Annotated in this window: 21 protein-coding genes; 11 read left to right on the top strand and 10 right to left on the bottom strand. The window is 59.4% G+C overall.

Going from position 1 to position 19,464, the window contains the following annotated elements:
* Positions 1-77 precede the first annotated feature (77 nt).
* Positions 78-206, top strand: a complete 129-nt coding sequence (locus ACR0A2_RS07010; protein WP_256367481.1) for a hypothetical protein — start codon at positions 78-80, stop codon at positions 204-206.
* A gap of 334 nt (positions 207-540) precedes the next feature.
* Positions 541-1,323: a Hint domain-containing protein gene (locus tag ACR0A2_RS07005; protein WP_171168906.1), complete on the top strand. Its 783-nt coding sequence runs from the start codon at positions 541-543 to the stop codon at positions 1,321-1,323.
* Positions 1,324-1,442: 119 nt separating this feature from the next.
* On the opposite strand, the gene ACR0A2_RS07000 is transcribed toward ACR0A2_RS07005, so the two are convergent.
* Positions 1,443-1,943 (bottom strand): Lrp/AsnC family transcriptional regulator, encoded by a 501-nt coding sequence (locus ACR0A2_RS07000; protein ID WP_152458979.1) that lies wholly within the window; start codon positions 1,941-1,943, stop codon positions 1,443-1,445.
* A gap of 227 nt (positions 1,944-2,170) precedes the next feature.
* On the opposite strand from ACR0A2_RS07000, the gene trxB reads away from it, so the two are divergent.
* The 4 genes from trxB (at position 2,171) to ACR0A2_RS06980 (ending at position 7,900) form a co-directional block, all read left to right on the top strand.
* Complete coding sequence (gene trxB / locus ACR0A2_RS06995; protein ID WP_480834567.1) at positions 2,171-3,112, top strand: thioredoxin-disulfide reductase; 942 nt, start codon at positions 2,171-2,173, stop codon at positions 3,110-3,112.
* A gap of 214 nt (positions 3,113-3,326) precedes the next feature.
* Positions 3,327-5,018 carry an adenylate/guanylate cyclase domain-containing protein gene (locus ACR0A2_RS06990; RefSeq protein ID WP_480834566.1) on the top strand — a complete coding sequence of 564 codons (1,692 nt, stop codon included), beginning with the start codon at positions 3,327-3,329 and terminating at the stop codon, positions 5,016-5,018.
* A gap of 196 nt (positions 5,019-5,214) precedes the next feature.
* Entirely contained in the window at positions 5,215-6,936 is a 1,722-nt protein-coding gene (locus ACR0A2_RS06985) for a bifunctional sulfate adenylyltransferase/adenylylsulfate kinase (protein ID WP_152458982.1), read from the top strand.
* 127 nt (positions 6,937-7,063) lie between these two features.
* Positions 7,064-7,900: a hypothetical protein gene (locus tag ACR0A2_RS06980; protein WP_480834565.1), complete on the top strand. Its 837-nt coding sequence runs from the start codon at positions 7,064-7,066 to the stop codon at positions 7,898-7,900.
* Positions 7,901-7,951: 51 nt separating this feature from the next.
* Here the strand turns inward: ACR0A2_RS06980 and ACR0A2_RS06975 are convergent, their stop codons facing one another.
* From ACR0A2_RS06975 to ACR0A2_RS06965, 3 genes are all read right to left on the bottom strand, one after another.
* Positions 7,952-8,842 carry a PhzF family phenazine biosynthesis protein gene (locus ACR0A2_RS06975; protein WP_171228995.1) on the bottom strand — a complete coding sequence of 297 codons (891 nt, stop codon included), beginning with the start codon at positions 8,840-8,842 and terminating at the stop codon, positions 7,952-7,954.
* 84 nt (positions 8,843-8,926) lie between these two features.
* Positions 8,927-9,151, bottom strand: a complete 225-nt coding sequence (locus tag ACR0A2_RS06970) for a DUF1150 family protein (protein WP_171168916.1) — start codon at positions 9,149-9,151, stop codon at positions 8,927-8,929.
* A 5-nt stretch (positions 9,152-9,156) separates the two neighbouring features.
* Entirely contained in the window at positions 9,157-9,570 is a 414-nt protein-coding gene (locus ACR0A2_RS06965; protein WP_058275530.1) for an Hsp20 family protein, read from the bottom strand.
* A 163-nt stretch (positions 9,571-9,733) separates the two neighbouring features.
* Here ACR0A2_RS06965 and ACR0A2_RS06960 point away from each other — a divergent pair, with 163 nt between their 5' ends.
* The 4 genes from ACR0A2_RS06960 (at position 9,734) to ACR0A2_RS06945 (ending at position 12,342) form a co-directional block, all read left to right on the top strand.
* Positions 9,734-9,958, top strand: a complete 225-nt coding sequence (locus ACR0A2_RS06960) for a YdcH family protein (RefSeq protein WP_152458986.1) — start codon at positions 9,734-9,736, stop codon at positions 9,956-9,958.
* A 76-nt stretch (positions 9,959-10,034) separates the two neighbouring features.
* Entirely contained in the window at positions 10,035-10,520 is a 486-nt protein-coding gene (gene purE / locus ACR0A2_RS06955) for a 5-(carboxyamino)imidazole ribonucleotide mutase (RefSeq protein ID WP_152458987.1), read from the top strand.
* Positions 10,517-11,272 carry an NAD(P)-binding domain-containing protein gene (locus ACR0A2_RS06950; RefSeq protein WP_480446057.1) on the top strand — a complete coding sequence of 252 codons (756 nt, stop codon included), beginning with the start codon at positions 10,517-10,519 and terminating at the stop codon, positions 11,270-11,272. The genes purE and ACR0A2_RS06950 overlap by 4 nt, the downstream gene beginning before the upstream one ends.
* Positions 11,273-11,274: 2 nt before the next feature.
* Positions 11,275-12,342, top strand: a complete 1,068-nt coding sequence (locus tag ACR0A2_RS06945) for a 5-(carboxyamino)imidazole ribonucleotide synthase (protein ID WP_480834564.1) — start codon at positions 11,275-11,277, stop codon at positions 12,340-12,342.
* Between the two features lie 67 nt (positions 12,343-12,409).
* On the opposite strand, the gene ACR0A2_RS06940 is transcribed toward ACR0A2_RS06945, so the two are convergent.
* From ACR0A2_RS06940 to ACR0A2_RS06915, 6 genes are all read right to left on the bottom strand, one after another.
* Positions 12,410-13,561 carry an alpha-D-ribose 1-methylphosphonate 5-triphosphate diphosphatase gene (locus ACR0A2_RS06940; protein ID WP_480834563.1) on the bottom strand — a complete coding sequence of 384 codons (1,152 nt, stop codon included), beginning with the start codon at positions 13,559-13,561 and terminating at the stop codon, positions 12,410-12,412.
* Positions 13,558-14,331 carry an alpha/beta fold hydrolase gene (locus tag ACR0A2_RS06935; RefSeq protein WP_480834562.1) on the bottom strand — a complete coding sequence of 258 codons (774 nt, stop codon included), beginning with the start codon at positions 14,329-14,331 and terminating at the stop codon, positions 13,558-13,560. The genes ACR0A2_RS06940 and ACR0A2_RS06935 overlap by 4 nt, the downstream gene beginning before the upstream one ends.
* A 38-nt stretch (positions 14,332-14,369) precedes the next feature.
* Positions 14,370-15,212, bottom strand: a complete 843-nt coding sequence (locus ACR0A2_RS06930) for a DMT family transporter (protein WP_480834561.1) — start codon at positions 15,210-15,212, stop codon at positions 14,370-14,372.
* A gap of 244 nt (positions 15,213-15,456) precedes the next feature.
* Positions 15,457-17,100: a chaperonin GroEL gene (gene groL, locus ACR0A2_RS06925; RefSeq protein ID WP_152458993.1), complete on the bottom strand. Its 1,644-nt coding sequence runs from the start codon at positions 17,098-17,100 to the stop codon at positions 15,457-15,459.
* A gap of 53 nt (positions 17,101-17,153) precedes the next feature.
* On the bottom strand, positions 17,154-17,441 hold the full coding sequence (groES, locus tag ACR0A2_RS06920) for a co-chaperone GroES (RefSeq protein ID WP_152458994.1): 288 nt from the start codon (positions 17,439-17,441) through the stop codon (positions 17,154-17,156).
* 153 nt (positions 17,442-17,594) lie between these two features.
* Complete coding sequence (locus ACR0A2_RS06915) at positions 17,595-18,269, bottom strand: DUF2161 domain-containing phosphodiesterase (protein WP_480834560.1); 675 nt, start codon at positions 18,267-18,269, stop codon at positions 17,595-17,597.
* Between the two features lie 110 nt (positions 18,270-18,379).
* Here ACR0A2_RS06915 and ACR0A2_RS06910 point away from each other — a divergent pair, with 110 nt between their 5' ends.
* Entirely contained in the window at positions 18,380-19,360 is a 981-nt protein-coding gene (locus ACR0A2_RS06910) for a TraB/GumN family protein (protein ID WP_480834559.1), read from the top strand.
* Positions 19,361-19,464: the final 104 nt, after the last annotated feature.

Raw genomic sequence — 19,464 nt, 5'->3', positions numbered from 1 at the left:
ATCCATGCCGCAAACGTGCGTCACAAAAGGTTCATAACGGATGCGGGAAACAAACCCGTTCAGAGCAGGACCAGAAAATGAAAACCAAATCTCGCTTTCTCAAAGCCATGGTTGCCGCCACGCGGAGCCAGAAGCTGGAAATGCCGTGGAAGCGGGTATCAAGCCATTCTGTCAGGGTCGCCAGCCGCATCGCGGCACGACGCTGAGACAGAAACACCCTGAGGCCAAGCTGCCGGTCTCGATTGGGTGAACGCGCTTCGGGCTTGCTCCTGCCCGATGTGTGGTGCGTCGCGATCTGAGGGGGTCGAGACGGATTCAGGAGTTGTGTGTGTGCGGGCAATTTTCGCCCGTGAAGTACGAGTTTGTCTGGGGGGTCAATGTGTTGACCATTGGAAAGCGAGATTTTGTCGCAATGCGGGGTCCGACCGACCGCCGCCCAAGGGTCACCCATTTGTTTCAAGACAAAGAACCAGTTCGCCAGGTTGGCCTGTACGGGGATACGCCGCGCCTGACCGGACAATTTGAGGGGAAGGAATATTTATGACTATTCCTAGTTCACTGGCCCGTGCGGCCAGAAATGCGATCGAAACGACAGCCATGCTGCGGGAAGCACCGCGGCCGGTTGCGAAACCAAAGGCTCAGCTGCGCCGGTATGAAGTCAGCAGCCTGTTGAAAAACGGAAACGTGGTTCAGACCAGACACATCGCGCCCGCTCTGCCAATGTTCGAAGACGCCTTTTGTGCCTTCACGCGCGGATCGCTGGTTGAAACGGAACATGGGCCCATGGCCATCGAAGACCTGATGCCGGGGGATACAGTCCTGACTCAGGATGGCGCGTCGGAAACCGTGCTGTGGAAGGGATCTGTCACTCTGATCCCCGGACGCCCGGATTCGCGGGGCCGCACGCGGCCGCTTACGCGCGTCACGGCAGATACATTCGGGATGCAAAAGCCGATGTCGGGTGTAATCGCCGGGCCTGCAGCACGGATCGTGGGCACACCGACGCATTTACGGCATTTGTATGGAAATGACCCGATTCTGACACCTGTGTCCGAATTTCAGGATGGAACGGGCGTGATTGAAACAATGCCGCCGACGCCAGTTGAACTGTTTCACATTTGTCTGAAACGGCATTCCGTTATTCGGGTAGATGGTTTACAGTTCGAAACGTATCACCCAGGTGTGAACGCGGTCCGGATGATCAGCCACTCGTTGCGGTCGGTTTATCTGAACCTGTTTGCGCATATTGAGTCGCTCAACGATTTTGGCCCGCTGCTGATGCCGCGTGCCGGGGACGGAGAAATCGACGCGATGACAGCCTGAGTACGATAGCGATTACTGCATTATGGGGGGCATCATGCAGCTGGTACTAAGTTGGATTCTATCCTTGGCGGTGGCTGCCATGCTGCCACCGAACACCGCACCTGCAAAACGTCTGGGGGTTACGCCGTCCGGTTCATTCGTTCTTCCAGAACGTCGAACGGCACGCCTGGTTCGTCTTTTGCGCCGCGGATAACAAGTGATGTCTTGACGCTAGCCACATTTGGCGTGGTCAGCAGTTCACCGGTCAGAAACTGCTGAAAACTGCTGAGATCGGGTGCGACGCATTTCAGGATGAAATCCACCTCGCCGTTCAGCATGTGGCATTCACGGACCAGCGGCCATTCGCGGCAGCGTTCTTCAAACGCGCGCAGCTCGGTCTCGGCCTGACTGTCAAGACCGACCATGGCGAACACCTGCACTTCGAACCCCAGCTCGCGGGAGTTTACCTCGGCGTGGTAACCGGTGATATAGCCGGATTCTTCCAGTGTGCGCACCCGGCGCAGACAGGGCGGCGCCGAAATTCCAACCCGTTTGGCAAGTTCCACATTGGTCATCCGACCGTCTGCCTGTAGTTCCGCCAGAATTTTGCGGTCGATATCATCCAGCCGAGTCGTGACCATCAAATGCTCCTGATTATTGCGGTTCTTATATCAGCCCCCCACGCGCGCGCAATAATGTTTCGTACTTGCGCAATTTTCTTTGTTTTCAAATCTCTCATTTCGCCCTCACCCTGCGCAAGGTGGCTTGAACGGCCTTGAACAGTAAGGGGCTTTAAGCCGGGTCTGTCGGTCGCTATATCGGGGCGACGGGCCAAAAGCCCAATTCAGGCAATTCGAGCGGAGTTACCATGGCCGACACACGACACACCAAGGTTCTGATCATCGGATCGGGGCCAGCAGGATACACTGCGGGCGTTTACGCAAGCCGCGCCATGCTGGAACCCATCCTGGTGCAGGGTATCGAGCCCGGCGGCCAGCTGACGACAACGACCGAGGTCGAGAACTGGCCCGGCGACACCGAGGTACAGGGCCCGGACCTGATGGTCCGGATGCAGGATCATGCCAAGGCCATGGGTTGCGAAGTGATCGGCGACATCATCAACGATCTGGACCTCAGCCAGCGCCCCTTCACCGCCAAGGGCGACAGCGGCTCCACCTATACGGCGGACGCCGTCATTCTGGCGACCGGCGCGCGCGCCAAGTGGTTGGGCCTGCCGTCGGAAGAGAAGTTCAAGGGCTTTGGCGTTTCAGCCTGCGCCACTTGCGACGGGTTCTTCTATCGCGGACAGGAAATCGTGGTGATCGGTGGCGGCAACACCGCCGTGGAAGAGGCCTTGTTCCTGACCAATTTCGCCAGCAAGGTGACACTGATCCATCGCCGCGATGAGCTGCGCGCGGAAAAGATCCTGCAAGACCGGCTGATGAAGAACGACAAAATCGAGCCACTGTGGTTCCACGAGTTGGAAGAAGTGATCGGCACCGACGCGCCGCTGGGCGTCGAGGGCGTTCGCGTCAAACATGTCAAAACCGGAGAGATCACTGAAATCCCCTGTAAAGGCGTGTTTGTTGCCATCGGCCACGCGCCCGCGAACGAGCTGGTCAAGGACACGCTTGAAACGCATATGGGTGGCTACGTCGTCACCAAACCGGGCAGCACGGAAACCTCGGTTCCGGGCGTGTTCGCAGCGGGCGATCTGACCGATCACGTCTATCGTCAGGCGGTCACAAGCGCCGGTATGGGCTGCATGGCGGCACTGGATGCCGAACGGTTCCTGGCGGAAAACGAATAACGCGAATTCTGAATTTTGCCGGCCTGCCCCGGTAATTCAGATCCGAAGGCCGCCAGCCCTTTCAGTACAGTGCCCCCGGGGTTTAAGGGGGCACTGCACAGCATACGCTGCGCTGCAATCACTGAACGGCAGCCGATGCCGACCGCCAATCCCTTGACCCCCAGCCGGCGGCGTATCAGGATTGCCGAGGGAAAAGCGAAAAACAGGTGAACATTTGAACAACGCTCTTTGGCGCGGCGGGTGGTCAACCCGACTTAGGATCGTCAGTGGTCTTGTGTTGTTTGTGTTCGCGTTCTTTCACTTCATAAATATTGGCTTGGGCCTGTTTCACACGGATTACCTGCACGGGATGCAGGACGGTCGAAAGGCCGTCACCCGCCACGATGTCATGAGCGTGCTTTTCTATGCTGCCCTGTTCACGCATACAGGTCTGGCCCTGACATCGATCGCGCAACGCAGAACCCTGCGCATGCCCTTCAGCACGGCGTTGCAGGTCGTTCTGGGCTTGCTGATTCCGCTGCAACTGATCTCGCACATCGTGCAGACGCGGGTCGCGCACGAGATCTATGACGTCAATGACGAGATGGGATATATCATCATTTTGATGTGGCCCAGTATCGCCGTATGGATGCAAAGCGCCTTGTTGCTGATCGTTTGGATACACGGCTGCATCGGTTTGCATATGTGGTTGCGGCTGACCCGGTGGTGGTCGCGGGTCGTGCCCTATCTGATCGGCGTTGCGGTTTTCGTGCCATTATTCGCGTTGGCCGGATTGCTGACCGAAGGTCGACGCATATGGGCCGACTTTGCTGATGAATTCCTGCGCGAGCAATATATCGAGCACTACAATTGGCCATCGCCCGAAACCTTCCAGACCCTGTTCAGTGTAAAAGATTATGGCCTTTTGATCTTCTGGCTGGCTCTGGGGGCGACGGGTCTGGTTTACATCGGGCGCAAACTGTGGCGGCGCAGGCATTCGGTGCGCGTGAATTACGCTAAAGGGCCCGAGGTGGTCGCGGAAAAAGGCATGACGTTGCTTGAGATTTCGCAGGTGAACGGCGTGCCGCACGCCGCCTTGTGCGGTGGAAAGGGGCGCTGCACCACATGCCGGGTCATCGTAGAGGATGGCAGCGACGCCCTGCCACCGCCCGGCGACGTCGAAGCACGCAGCCTTGCCGCTGTGGGCGCCTCGCCGCAGACGCGACTGGCCTGCCAGATACGCCCAACGGAACCCACCACCGTTTTTCGGGTTTTCAGGCCAGATGGCGGGCGCATACGCGGACATGCCAGCCAGGGTCAGGAACGTCAGTTGGCTGTTTTGTTTCTGGACATGCGCAGCTTTACCGCGCGCACGACCGGCCAATTGCCTTATGACATCGTGTTCCTGCTGAACCGGTTTTTCGATGCGGTCGTACCTGCCATCACCAAGGAAGGCGGTGTCGTGGACAAATACATGGGAGACGGGCTGCTTGCCGTTTTTGAAAAGCCGAAAGCGGCGGCGTCCGCCCGTGCCGGATTGCAAGCCGCCATCGACATCAGTCACGCCCTTGATGAATTCAACGCACAGCTCGAGGCCGAAGGCAGCCCCGGCATTCGCATCGGGATGGGTCTGCATCTTGGGGATCTGGTGGTGGGTGAGATCGGCGCCGCGGGCCATGCGTCGAAAACCATAATCGGCGACGCCGTCAATGTCGCCAGCCGTCTGGAAAGCGAAACCAAGGCGCTGAAGGTCGAACTGCTGGTTTCGGAAGAGTTGCTGAAGGCCGCAGGTGTCGTTGTGCCCCAGAACGATATCAGATTGTTCCAGCTGCGCGGCGTGTCTGAACCGATTCCCGCCCTGCCCGTCACCCGTGCGTCCACACTTGAGCAGAACGCCACAAAACAGGAACAGAAATTCTCTGCATGAACCAATAACCTCTGATCGCAAGGATCAGATCATCGATTTGACCCGTGAATTAGAAATTCCTTCCAATTCAAAAATATTCGGCGCATATCCTCCTTTGTTACATTCCCGCCTGTGGACTTCGCCTGTCAGTCGGTGCAAACGCCTCGAAACCGCCTGATATCCACTGGCAAATCAACACTGCGACAAGAGAATTCCAATGACGATGTTAAGCAATCTGGCCCCGATCCCCGAACTGTATGTGTCATACGATTCGGCGCAGAAGCTGAAGGTGGAAGCGGCCGACCTGACCAGCTGGGATCTGAGCCCGCGTCAGATCTGCGACCTGGAACTTCTGATGAATGGCGGGTTCAACCCGCTCAAGGGATTTCTGAGCGAAGCGGATTACGACAATGTGGTCGAGAATATGCGCCTGGCCGATGGAACGCTTTGGCCAATGCCCATCACATTGGATGTCAGCGAAGACTTCGCGGATCAGATCGAACTTGGGCAGGATATCGCGCTGCGTGATCAGGAAGGCGTAATCTTGGGCACCATGACCGTGACCGACCGCTGGACTCCGGACAAGTCACGCGAGGCAGAGAAGGTCTTTGGTGCCGATGACGATGCCCACCCGGCAGTGAACTATCTGCACAACGTGGCCGGCAAGGTCTATCTGGGCGGACCGGTGGTCGGAATCCAACAACCCGTACATTACGATTTTCGTGGGCGCCGCGACACGCCGAATGAATTGCGCGCCTATTTCCGCAAGCTGGGCTGGCGCCGCATCGTGGCCTTCCAGACCCGCAACCCGCTGCACCGCGCACATCAGGAGCTGACCTTCCGCGCCGCCAAAGAGGCACAGGCCAACCTGCTGATCCACCCGGTCGTGGGCATGACCAAACCGGGCGACGTCGATCATTTTACCCGCGTGCGCTGTTACGAGGCGGTGCTGGATAAATACCCCGCTTCGACCACCTCTATGAGCTTGTTGAACCTGGCCATGCGCATGGCTGGCCCTCGCGAGGCCGTCTGGCACGGCCTGATCCGCGCCAACCACGGCTGCACCCACTTCATCGTTGGCCGCGACCACGCGGGCCCCGGCAAGAACAGCAAAGGTGAGGATTTCTACGGCCCCTATGACGCGCAGGATCTGTTCCGACAGTTTCAGGACGAAATCGGCGTTGAAATGGTGGACTTCAAGCACATGGTCTATGTGCAGGAACGCGCCCAGTACGAACCGAATGATGAGATTCTCGACAAGGACAACGTCACGATCCTGAACATCTCGGGCACCGAACTGCGCCGCCGCCTGCGTGAAGGGCTGGAAATCCCCGAGTGGTTCTCGTTTCCCGAGGTGGTTGAGGAACTGCGCCGCCGCTTCCCGCCGCGCTCCAAGCAGGGTTTCACCGTCTTCTTCACTGGCTTTTCGGGCTCGGGCAAGTCGACCATCGCAAACGCGCTGATGGTCAAGCTGATGGAGATGGGCGACCGCCCGGTGACGCTGCTGGATGGCGACATCGTTCGCAAGAATCTCAGCTCGGAACTGGGCTTCTCGAAGGAACACCGCGACCTGAACATCCGTCGCATCGGATATGTGGCGTCCGAGATCACCAAGAACGGCGGCATCGCCATCTGCGCCCCGATTGCGCCCTATGCCACCACACGCCGTGCCGTGCGGGAAGAGATCGAACAGTTCGGAGCCTTCTGCGAGGTGCATGTGGCCACCAGCATCGAGGAATGCGAACGCCGCGATCGCAAGGGTCTGTACAAGCTTGCGCGCGAGGGCAAGATCAAGGAGTTCACGGGCATCTCGGACCCTTACGATGTTCCGGAAAACCCCGAGCTGCGCGTCGAAACCGAAAATGTCGAGGTCGACAACTGCGCCCATCAGGTGCTGCTGAAACTGGAAAGCATGGGCCTGATCGCAGCAAACGGATAACGGTCTCATCAGACTTTGTTTGGCGGCCTCCGGTCATTCCGGGGGCCGTTCCTTTTTTTGGTCTTCGATTGACAATTGCCGCTGGTCCTGATGGTTTTCAGGACCTCAAGGCGGGTGTGAAACTGAGATGACGAACAGGTCTCCGACCATTGCCAGTTTCTGGTTTGGATCCGATCTGAGTTGGTTGGAGCAACTCTGCCTTCAGTCCTTTCTGGATCATGGCCACCGCTTCGTCCTGTATGTCGCGCAAGAGGTAAAAGGCATTCCGGCAGGCGTCGAAACCCGCCCTGCCAGCGACGTTTTCTGGCCCCCGCCTTTTGTGGTCAAGGCCGAAGACAGACAGGGCGTTGCCGTCTTCTCGGATATTTTCCGGCTGCACCTGATGCGGCAAGGCGAGATGATCTGGGTCGATCTGGATGCCTATTGCGTACGGGCGTTTGAATTTTCGACGGATTTCGTGTTCGGTCGCTCCAGGCGGGGTGACTTCCCAACTGGTGTGCTGCGCCTGCCCACAAGATCGGCGACCCTGGAACAGATGCTGAAATTTGTCATGTCGTCTAACCCGTCCCAACCCTGGCGTGGACGCAGATTGCAGCGCCACAATCGGGAACGAACCGCCAGAGGGGAACGCTGGGGCATCGAAGCCCTGCCCTGGGCCAGTTCGGGGCCCAAAGCCTTTGGCCATTTCCTGCGCCAGACGGCAGAAGACCACCATGCCATGGCTGCCGAAACCTTTTATCCGCTGGCCCAGGAGGAATTGTGGAAGCTCCATGATCCGCGCATCGCGACGAACGAAATCGAAACCGAAGCCGTGCATTCGGTACACATCTACGGCCATCAGAAGAAACTGATGGCCAACCGGATGGCCGGGCTGCCGGTTTCAGGGTCATATCTGGACAGGTTGTGTAAACGACACGGGATCGAACCAAGTACGGCCCCGATTCTGCGGTTGGCCTGGATGTAGCCCGTGGCATCCGGCCAGGGTTTCGCGGGTCAGCCCTTGGTCGGCTCCCGCCTAGTTTATCGGCATTTCCGGAAGGTCGACCTGCCCGCGCATCAGGATATGCCCCTGACCAGAAACCTTGATGCCCGTCATCGCATCAGACGGGCCGACACGCGTGACGATGGCTTTCCCGGGGCGGCCCATATCGTGACCCTGCTGGGCGATGAAGCTTTCCTTTTGCATCAAGCCATGTTTCCACAAATAGGCGGCCATCGCACCGGTGGCAGACCCGGTAAACGGATCTTCGGGCGGGCTGGGCGGTGCTAAGAGAAGGCGTGAAAACGTATCCCCCTCATCGGTTGCCCCTTGCAGCGTGACAAGAAACGGCTCGGCCATGTCCGAGCCGGAATACCCCGCAGTTTCAGCCACTTTGCGCAACGGGCCTTCAACCAGTTGAGCGGCCCGCAAGGCCGCATGATCCCGCAGAACGGTGATGCAGAACGGTAAGCCGGTTGAAACCATTTGAGGCGGAGAAATGATGGCTTCCGGTGGCAGGCTGACCGCTTCCGCCACCAGTTCCGCTGGGACGCGCGTACCGAATTGCGGTGCGACCTGAGTCATTTCGATCTGATCCCCCTGCAAACGGATCGACACCAGGCCGGCACCGGTTTCCAGCGTCAGACGATCGCGCGAGATCATTCCGCGGGATCGCATCGCCGCGACGGTGGCGATAGTCGGATGCCCCGCAAAGGGAATTTCGCGGCTGGCCAGAAAGTAGCGGACGCGGATGTCGGCCACGTCGGACGGCCCGGTAAAGGTGCATTCGACCAGAGAGGTTTCGCGCACATAGGCCATGCAGACCTCTTGCGTCAGGCGCGCACCTTCATGGACGACGGCACATCCGTTGCCACCAAAGGCGCGATCACTGAAGGCGTCCACCCAGTCAAAGTCAAACCAGCCCATAATGCCACTCCTGCTTTAGCATTTGTGGCACGATCACTGCATAGGCAGAAAATGTCACGTCTTTTCAGCAGAGTTTCAGGCCGCCTAGTGAACGGCCACCGGAGACAGGTCATGTTCGCGCGCCAGCACGAAGGCCAGCTTGCGGTCGGCGACCAGCGCCAGTTGCTGCCCGTCGGAATCGTGGACGGCGTAAAGCTGATCCAGATCGCCGGCCTGTTCACGAACTTCCCGAGGCAATTCAGATACTTCAACCGTTTTGACATAGACAATACGGTTGCCTTGGGCGTTGATTTCAATCGGTGTATTCATTGCTCTTACCCCTTCCGTATGTTGATCGTCTGAACCACAGTTTCCGGCACGGCGCGGGTCAGATCCACATGCAGCAGACCGTTTTCCATGATCGCCTCGCCCACTTCGACGCCATCGGCCAGCACGAACATGCGCTGGAACTGACGCGCCGCAATGCCGCGATGCAGGAAGATGCGCCCCTCGCTGTCGTCGCGCTGACGGCCCCGGATCACCAACTGGCGATCCTCGATCGTGATTGACAGATCCTCTTCGGCAAACCCGGCCACCGCAAGAGTGATGCGATAGGAAAAATCCGAGGTCTGTTCGATGTTATAGGGCGGGTATCCCTCATTTCCGGCCTTTGCAGACCGTTCCAGAAGGCGTTCCAACTGCTCGAACCCCAAAAGATGCGGGTATGAGCCAAGAGTAAGTTTCGACACGTATTTTCGTCCTTCTTTGTAAAAGCGACGTGGTGTGCGGCCCCGTTCTGGCAACCGCCTGCAATAGAATATGGGAAGAAACCAGGATGTCCACAAGGTCTGGCGCGATAACGTCTGACACACTATCTTGTTGGCCAAGCACCACAACCAACTCGAGTCGCCAATGAACGCGCCTACCGATCTTTCGATGAAAACAGATGAAGTATTGCGTGTTGAGCTTGAGGTCTTCCGCCGACAGCACCGCGATCTGGATGAGGCGATTCAGGCATTGCATGACAAGGGAACGGCCGATCAACTGACCTTGCGGCGCCTGAAAAAAGAGAAACTGCGCCTGAAAGACATCATCCGCCTGATCGAAGACCGCCTGACGCCCGATATCATCGCCTGAACGCCCTGTACCGCATTGCCAGCCAACCGGATTTGGCTATAGTGCGCGCTCTTTCTGAGCGCGGGGACGTATGCGGATGAGCGATGTGAAAGTGGGGATCATCATGGGCAGCCAGTCGGACTGGCCCACGATGAAGGAAGCCGCGGATATTCTGGACGAACTGGGCGTCGCCTACGAAGCGCGCATCGTATCCGCCCACCGCACGCCGGACCGGCTGTGGGATTATGGCAAGACCGCCGTTTCGCGTGGGTTGCAGGTGATCATTGCAGGTGCAGGTGGGGCTGCGCATCTTCCGGGCATGATGGCGTCGAAAACGCGGGTGCCTGTGATTGGCGTCCCGGTGCAGACCCGAGCCTTGTCGGGCGTGGATTCGCTGTATTCCATCGTGCAGATGCCCAAAGGGTTTCCGGTGGCGACCATGGCGATCGGGTCCGCCGGCGGGGCCAATGCCGGCCTGATGGCGGCGGGCATTCTTGCATTGCAGGATGATGCTTTGGCCGAAAGGCTGGACAGCTGGCGTGACGCGTTGTCAGCCTCGATCCCCCAGGAACCGCAGGGATGAACCGGATCGGCTTTATCGGAACCGGCCATATCGCCGCGCCGATTGCGCGGCTGATGGCCGCCAAGGGGCACCAGATCAGCGTGACCGAGCGCAACGCCAAGGTTTCAGCCGCATTGAAGGCGGAACTGGGCGTAACCGTAGCTGCGCCTCAGGCCGTGATTGACACCTCGGACATCGTGTTCCTGTGCCTGCGCCCGCATATCGCGGCCGACGTTCTGGACCCGCTGACATTCCGCGCCGATCAGCAGATCGTGTCGGTCATGGCGGCGGTTTCGGCCGAGCATCTGGCCGCGCTTTGCGCCCCGGCGTCGGATTTCGTGCAGACCATCCCGCTGGGCTTTCTGGAAACCGGCGGCTGCCCGATGGCGGCTTTTGGCAATGATCGCCTGCTGGCGGATCTGTTTGAACCGGAAAACCCCGTGGTCAAGGTTGCGGATGAAGCCGCGCTGAACGCGCATTTCGCCATTTGTGCCATGGTTCCCGGCATTCTGGACCTGATGGCCACCGGTGCCGAATGGCTGGGTGACGCAACCGGTGATGCGGACGGGGCCGAGTTCTATACAACGCAGTTGATGGCGGGTTTTCTGGCCTCGATGGAAAAAGGCGCCGCCGGACGATTGGCGCAGGAGCGTGACGCCCTGGCGACCGAGGGCACGCTGAGCCTGCAAATGACGGACGCCCTGAAAGACGGGGGCGCGCACGAGGCGCTGCGGTCCGCGCTTGGGGCAATTGGCAAACGTTTGGAGAGTTGAAGATGGCGGAAATGCTCGCCCAAGGTGCAGTGATCGGGATTCTGGGGGGCGGTCAGCTGGGCCGGATGCTGTCCGTGGCAGCCGCCAGGCTGGGTTTTGTCAGCCATATCTATGAGCCGGGTGCGAACCCACCGGCGGGGCAGGTTGCGGATCGCGTCACCACTGCTGCTTATGACGATGCAGATGCGCTGAAAGCCTTTGCCGATGCGGTCGATGTCATCACCTATGAGTTCGAGAACATCCCGACCGAAGCGCTGGACATTCTGGAAGCGCACCGCCCGATCCGCCCCGGGCGCGAGGCCTTGCGGGTCAGCCAGGACAGGTTGACCGAGAAGACATTTCTGCAAGAGCTGGGCCTGAAGACGGCCCCGTTTGCGGATATCGCCGACCTGAACAGCCTGAATGCGGCGATCGAACTGATCGGGACACCCGCCATCCTGAAAACCCGCCGCTTCGGCTATGACGGCAAGGGGCAGGCCCGGCTGCGCAAGCCCGAGGATGCCGAGGCCGCTCTGGCCGATATGGCCGGGGCACCAGCCATTCTGGAAGGGTTCGTGGATTTCTCGCACGAGGTGTCGATCATCGCGGCCCGTGGTCTGGACGGTCAGGTCGCCTGTTTCGATCCGGGTGAGAATGAGCACCGCGATGGCATCCTGCGCACCACCACCATCCCCGCCCGCCTGTCCCCGGCCCAGCGCACAGATGCAATCCTGCTGGCGGCGAACATCCTGAACGCTCTCGAATATGTTGGCGTGATGGGTGTTGAGCTGTTCGTGACGCCCGGCGGCCTGATCGTGAATGAAATCGCTCCGCGGGTTCACAATTCGGGGCACTGGACGCAGAACGGCTGTGCCGTGGATCAGTTCGAACAGCATATCCGTGCGGTGGCGGGCTGGCCTTTGGGGGACGGGCAACGCCACTCCGACGTCGTGATGGAGAACCTGATCGGCGACGACATGGACCGTGTACCTGAGCTGGCCCGCGAGCGGGATGTGGCGCTGCATCTCTATGGCAAGGCCGAGGTAAAGGCCGGGCGCAAGATGGGGCATTTCAACCGCATCAAACGTTGAGGCTGTCGCGCCTGCGCGCGACGCCTTCGGCGAGAGAATTTGGGAAAAGATAAAGGTTTTTCGGGGCCTAACCCAGAAACCGGGCGGCGATGTCGCCTGACATGTAACTGACGCGCCCACCGGCCAAGGTGGCTGCAACGCGATGGGTGCCCGCGTCCAGGATGACCAGATCCGCGCGTTTTCCCGGCACGAGCGTACCCCTGTCCTGCATGTCCAGCACCCGCGCGGGGCCGGACGAGACCAGCGCCCAGGCACCGGCCAGATCCAGCAGACCGGTTTTGGCTAGCATCAACGCTGCGCGGCGCAGACTGGGATAGTGATAATCCGAGGCCAACGCATCACAGAGCCCCATGGCGATCAGTTCGACGGCGCTTGCGTTCCCCTTGTGTGATCCCCCCCGCACGACGTTGGGAGAGCCGAGGATAACGTGATCCCCGGCGGAACGCGCGGCTTCGGCGGCTTCAAGCGTTTCGGGGAATTCGGCAATGCGCACGCCCCGGTCGCGCCACCATGCCCTAGTCTCGGCGGTCGCGTCATCATGGCTGCCCAAACGCACCCCCATTGAGACAAGTTCGGCGCTGAGTGCTTCGACGGCAGCGGGAACCTCGTTCCTACGGGCATGCATATGGAGCAACATCTCAAAATGCGCATCCGGATTGCGTCCGGCCTTCAACGCCTGCCCGGTCAGGCGCGGCGGCTTTTTGCCCTGCGCCAAACGATCATGCGGCAGGTGATCATTGAACACCACATAGGGCACCTGCCATTCGGCGATGCGATGGGCCAGACCGTCGTAATCCCCCAGCATGTTAGTCTCGAACCGCAATTGCGGGATCAGATCCGTGACGGTGCTGTTCTTGACCGCAGCGATGGCCTGAAACACCTGCGCGGCAAACTCGGGGCCACGCACGCCACCTTCCCAGCTGTAGAACTGGGCCAGAACGGCGGTGGTGATGCCATTGGCGGCCAGTTCGGCTTCGGCTGCCAGTATGCCTTCGCTCATTTGCTTCATTGCGCCCCGGCGCGGGGCGATGTGGCGTTCGAACCCGTCCCCGTGCAGGTCGACGATACCGGGCAGGACAAGATAACCGGTCAGGTCAACCCTGCGCCCGGTCCGAGCTTGCTGAATGACGCCCTCCGCCATCGAGAGATCGCAGCGCGACAGACCATCCCCCGGCAACAGAACCTCTGCGCCGGTCAAAGTCAGATCCAGAGAGGTCATTGTGTGGGCTCCGAGTCAGGTTCCGAGCAATCCTGCCCGATGCAGATCTCGTCGATTATCTCCATCACGCCGTCCAGCCAGGTGATCTGCCGATCGAATTGGCCAAATTCGATGAAATGCAGCGCCTGTGCCATAACGCGCGGGTTGTTCATCATGAAGGTGTGGGTCACTGGCAGAACAAGATGATCCTTCATCCCTTCGACCTTGGTGGTTTCAACCGAAACCTTACCGTCATCCGGCCCGTCGATCAGCGATGAAAAAAGCGGGTTGAGCGAATTCTCACCCGCGATCACCCCCAGTTCAAAATCCACCGGCGGCAGGCGGCGCGGAATGCCTTCGGGACCTGTGCCCAATTGCAGGCCCGCCGGGCCGTTCAGATACCCGAACACTTCCCATGCGCTCAGCTCATCGACCAACTGGCTGCCCTGATTGGGCGGGCCGAGCATGACGACACGACCCAGGTTTTCCGGCCGATGGTCCTTGAGCCAATAGCGCAACAGGATACCGCCCATGGAATGCGCAACGACATTGGCTTTGTCATCACCACACGCCGCAAGCGCGTCCGGTATGGTTTGCCTTGCCAGTTCCGGAATACCGATTTCGGTCGATGGATACCCGTGGCGCACAACGGTAAAGTCATGCGCCTTGAACAGCTGCTCCATCACGGTGAACGAGGCCTCGGTGCGCGCGAGACCGTGCAGAAGGATCACGCATTTCGCACTGGCTGCGGCGGGAGCGAGGCAGAAGAGCAAGGCAATCAAAAGTTTCATAACCGCCAGATAAAGCCTATCAGCCTTTGATAAAAGCCCTAGCCCCGGTGACGTCGCAGCACGGCCAGCGCGATACCGCCCAAAACAAGCGTGGCCCCGATGATCAGCCGTACTCCGGCAATCTCGCCCAGAAAGACGACACCGCCGAGAATTGCGATTACCGGCACGCTGAGTTGAACGACAGCCGCCACCGACGGGGCCAGTTGAGGCAAAACACGGTACCACAAAGCATAACCAAGCCCGGATGTTACCGCGCCGGACAGGACGGCCAGCAGATACCCCGCCCCGCTCATCTGCCAGGCGCTGCCGCCGGCAAGCATCGCCAGGGCAGTCACCGGCAAAGCGACGATGAAATTGGCGGCCGTTCCCTCCAGCGGGTTTGTTTCTGATCGGCCCGCTATCGAGTAAAGGGCCCAACCAATACCGGCGGCGGCCATCAGAGCCGCGCCAGCCAAGTCGACTTGAACGGCGCCAGTCGGCCACAGCACATAGGCAAGACCTGCAAGCGCAACCCCTGCCCCCGCCACCTGCCGGGCGGTCGGAGTCGCGCCCGTCAATGCGCCCACAGAAAACATCGTAATTTGCACCACGCCGAACAGAATCAATGCACCCAAGCCTGCATCCAGCGTCAGGTAGGCGATTGAAAATCCGATCATGTAGAGCGTCAACGACCCCGCGCCAATGATCCGCCTTCGATTGCGCAGCGGAAGGCGCCCTCCGCGTGCCAGCACAAGAGCGGCCAGGACCACGGCCCCCGCCAAAACCCGAACGATGGCAAATCCGGTTGGATCGCTGGCTCCGCTGTCGATGGCCAGCCGGTTCAGAATGGAGTTCGCCGCAAAGGCACACATGGTCAGGGCGGTGAGCAAAAACAATCTCATGCCATCCGCATAGCCGTTCGGGCGGGATTTGCACACTCACTTTCGCGAAGGTTGTGGGAACAGACATCCGGCGCCGGACAAAGCAGCGTCTAAACACGCCTTGAAAACAGAACTGTCAACACAAAACGGGGCCGCCCGAAGGCGACCCCGTTCTCAAGCTCCAATGCTCCCCCCTCGGCAGCTTGGCGATACCGCCAAGCGCCTGTCGGGTCGCCAGAATTCGCCAGAGGCGAATTCGGCGTGCTTACATCATACCGCCCATGCCGCCCATGTCGGGCATGCCGCCGGCAGGTGCCGCGCCTTCCTTGGCCGGCTTGTCGGCAACCATTGCTTCGGTGGTGACCAGCAGGCCAGCAACCGATGCAGCGTCTTCCAGAGCAGTCCGAACCACTTTGGCCGGGTCAATCACACCGAACGAGAACATGTCGCCATATTCTTCGGTCTGCGCGTTGAAGCCGAACGCTGCGTCCGACGATTCACGGACCTTACCGGCTACAACCGCGCCGTCGACACCCGCGTTCTCGGCGATCTGGCGCAGCGGCGCTTCGATGGCCTTGCGAACGATGTTGATACCTGCGTCCTGATCGGCGTTTGCACCTTTCAGAGCTTCCAGTGCTTTACCGGCCTGGACCAGAGCAACACCACCGCCCACAACAACGCCTTCCTGAACGGCAGCGCGTGTTGCGTTCAGAGCATCGTCCACACGGTCCTTACGCTCTTTCACTTCGACTTCGGTCATGCCGCCGACGCGGATAACGGCAACACCGCCTGCCAGTTTGGCAACGCGCTCTTGCAGCTTCTCGCGGTCGTAGTCGCTGGTGGTTTCTTCGATCTGGGTGCGGATCTGAGCAACACGTGCTTCGATCTCGGCTTTCTCGCCAGCACCGTCGACGATGGTGGTTTCGTCTTTGGTGATTTCGATTTTCTTGGCGGTGCCCAGCATGTCCATGGTGACGGACTCGAGCTTCATGCCCAGATCTTCGCTGATAACCTGACCGCCGGTCAGGATTGCGATGTCCTGCAACATCGCCTTACGGCGATCGCCGAAGCCAGGTGCTTTGACAGCAGCAATTTTCAGGCCGCCGCGCAGTTTGTTGACAACCAGAGTTGCCAGCGCTTCGCCTTCAACGTCTTCCGCGATGATCAGCAGCGGCTTCTGCGACTGGATCACTTGTTCCAGCAGCGGAACCATCGGCTGCAGCGACGAGAGTTTCTTCTCGTGCAGCAGGATCATGCAGTCGTCGAGTTCTGCAATCATCTTGTCTGCGTTGGTGACGAAGTAAGGCGACAGGTAGCCGCGGTCGAACTGCATACCTTCGACAACGTCGGTCTCGGTTTCCAGACCTTTGTTTTCTTCGACGGTGATGACACCTTCGTTGCCAACCTTCTGCATCGCGTCTGCGATCTGCTGACCGATTTCGGCTTCGCCGTTGGCCGAGATGGTGCCAACCTGGGCAACTTCTGCCGAGTCTTTGACTTCGCGCGAGGCTTCTTTGATGCCTTCAACAACCTTGGCGGTTGCCAGGTCGATGCCGCGCTTCAGGTCCATCGGGTTCAGGCCAGCTGCAACCTGCTTCAGGCCTTCTTTTACGATCGCCTGTGCCAGAACGGTTGCGGTGGTGGTGCCGTCGCCGGCTTCGTCATTGGTGCGGCTGGCGACTTCTTTCACCATCTGCGCGCCCATGTTTTCGAACTTATCTTCCAGTTCGATTTCCTTGGCAACCGAAACACCGTCCTTGGTGATGCGCGGTGCGCCGAAAGATTTGTCCAGAACCACGTTGCGGCCTTTGGGGCCCAGGGTCACTTTAACCGCGTCGGCCAGGATGTTCACACCCTTCAGCATACGATTGCGGGCATCGGTGTCGAATTTGACGTCCTTTGCAGCCATGTCGTTTCTCCTTGAGAAATAAGTTTGAAATGAAGATCAGAGAAAGCGCGCGCTTACTCGATGATCCCCATGATGTCGCTTTCTTTCATCATCAGCAGCTCTTCGCCGTTGACGTTGACCTCGGTGCCCGACCATTTGCCGAACAGGATCTTGTCCCCAGCTTTGACAGCCATTGCGATCAGTTCGCCGCTGTCCTTGCGCGCACCTTCGCCGGTTGCGACGACTTCGCCTTCGCTCGGCTTTTCTTTTGCGCTGTCAGGGATGATCAGGCCGCCTGCGGTTTTCTCTTCGCTCTCTACGCGGCGAACCAGCACACGGTCATGAAGCGGTTTCAATGCCATCTTTGTAGCTCCTTGGGCTCAAAGTTTATCTATCCTCCCCCCGCCTTCCGACGAGGCGTTAGCACTCGGGGTGTCTGAGTGATAACGACGCATAGCTAGGGAGTCTAAAAGTCCGAGTCAACAATTTGTGAGAGATTTTTTTTGCAAAATGGATCAGTCAGCCTGTTCCCAGCTATAGGCCCAATGCTTCAACCCTTCTGCGCCCTGTGACGTAAGCCCATAGATGCCTTTTTCAACCTTCTCGAACCACCCGTAGTGGTTTTCCCGCATAAGCCGGGTGGCGACCGGGACCGCGACCGATCTGGCGACGTCCGCCCCCTTGGCCGGGCCATTCTCGGCCAGATAGGCCGCACATTTCAGCGCATCCTGCCGATACGCCGTCACGATACCATGGCGCGTCGCGCCCCCGGCGTTCGGGTCGCCTTGCAGCCGGTCGAATTCGCGCAGCAACCGTGCGGCCCTGGCTTTGTTCTTACGGGGCGCGTAGGGGCCGGGATCGCACTGAACCTCGACCGTGCCATCAGCCCGCACGGTGATCAGGCCCAGGCCGAGCCTACGACACAGTGCCAGATTATCCTTGAGCGCCCGCCGGGCCGTTCGGCCCGTGGGTTTGCAGACGGCAACATAGACCAGATCGGTGAGTTTCAGCCGGGTGATCGCCTGATGAAACAGGGACAGCGTGAACCGCAGTTTCAGTTCGACAATCACCGGCGCATCCCCATCGCGCACCGCAACGATGTCGGCTGCGCCGACTTCGCCCTTGACGGTGTATCCCTGACGCTCCAGCAGCGCCTTGACCGGGGGATAAAGATCCTGCTCGCGGTTCATGTGCCCATGCTACGCAGATTGTCGGGGAATACCAGTCGGGCGGCTTGAACATCGGCAGGTGGCGTGGCTAAGTCTGGGTTCAACTTCTTGACACCATTCAGGCCGGCCCCATGCGTTTGCTCACTTTTCTTGCGTTCCTTCTGTTTCCGATCTCGGCTCAGGCCGCGTGCGAGGGGGTGGACCTGCGCCCGCAACTGCCCGAGGAAACCCGGACCAAACTGCAAAGTGCAGTGGCCCAGATCGCTTATCCAGAAGGCAATCACTGGATTGCACGCAAGGGCGACACGGTTTTGCACATCATCGGCACGTTGCACAGTTACGATCCGCGAATGGAAGACGTGATTGACCGCCTGTCGCCCGAACTCAGCAAAGCGGACGCCTTTTATTTCGAAGTCACTCAGCACGACATGGACGCCTTCGAAAAGACCATGGCCAGCGACCTGAGTGCGGTGATGATTACCTCGGGCCCTACGTTGATCGATCTGATGGCGGAAGACGACTGGGATGCGCTGTCCGCAGCCCTGGCCCAGCGCGGAATACCCGGCTGGATGGCTGCGAAGATGCGTCCGTGGTTCCTGACCATGATGCTGAGCATTCCGCCCTGCATGATCGAGGACCCGAATTCAACTTATGGAATGGACGCCCGCCTGAACGATCTGGCCGTTGAAAAAGGTATCCCGCAGCACTCGCTGGAACGAATCGAAGACCTGATGGCCATGTTCGACAGTTATCCGCTCGAGAAACAAGTCGAGTCGCTTGTGCGCCTGACCGGGGCGATGCAGGGCAATGCGGACCAATTGGCCACCATGGCCAACGCGTATCTGGAAGAAAAGCACGCCGAGATCATACAGCTTGCCCGCCTACAGGGGCTTGAGCGGTCGGGCCTGAGCCCCGAAGCCTTTGATGCGGAATGGCAAAATTTCGAGCAGCAGTTGCTGGTGCAGCGAAATGCCAACTGGATGGCGCAGATTCTGGACATCAGGGATCAGACAGTTGTGATTGCGGTCGGCGCGGGACACCTGAGCGATGATTACGGCCTGCTGAACCAACTGGAAGAAGCCGGATACGTTCTGACACGCGCCGAATTCTGAACGGACCCAGCGGTTTTCAGACCAAGCGTCGCAGACAGTGCTCAGCGGCGTGACAACGGCTTTTAGCCGCCCTATAAGGCGCGCAAATTTCCATTCCGCAGGAC

The sequence above is a fragment of the Ruegeria sp. H8 genome (genome assembly GCF_056532905.1).
This window is presented reverse-complemented; position numbering and strand designations above follow the sequence as displayed.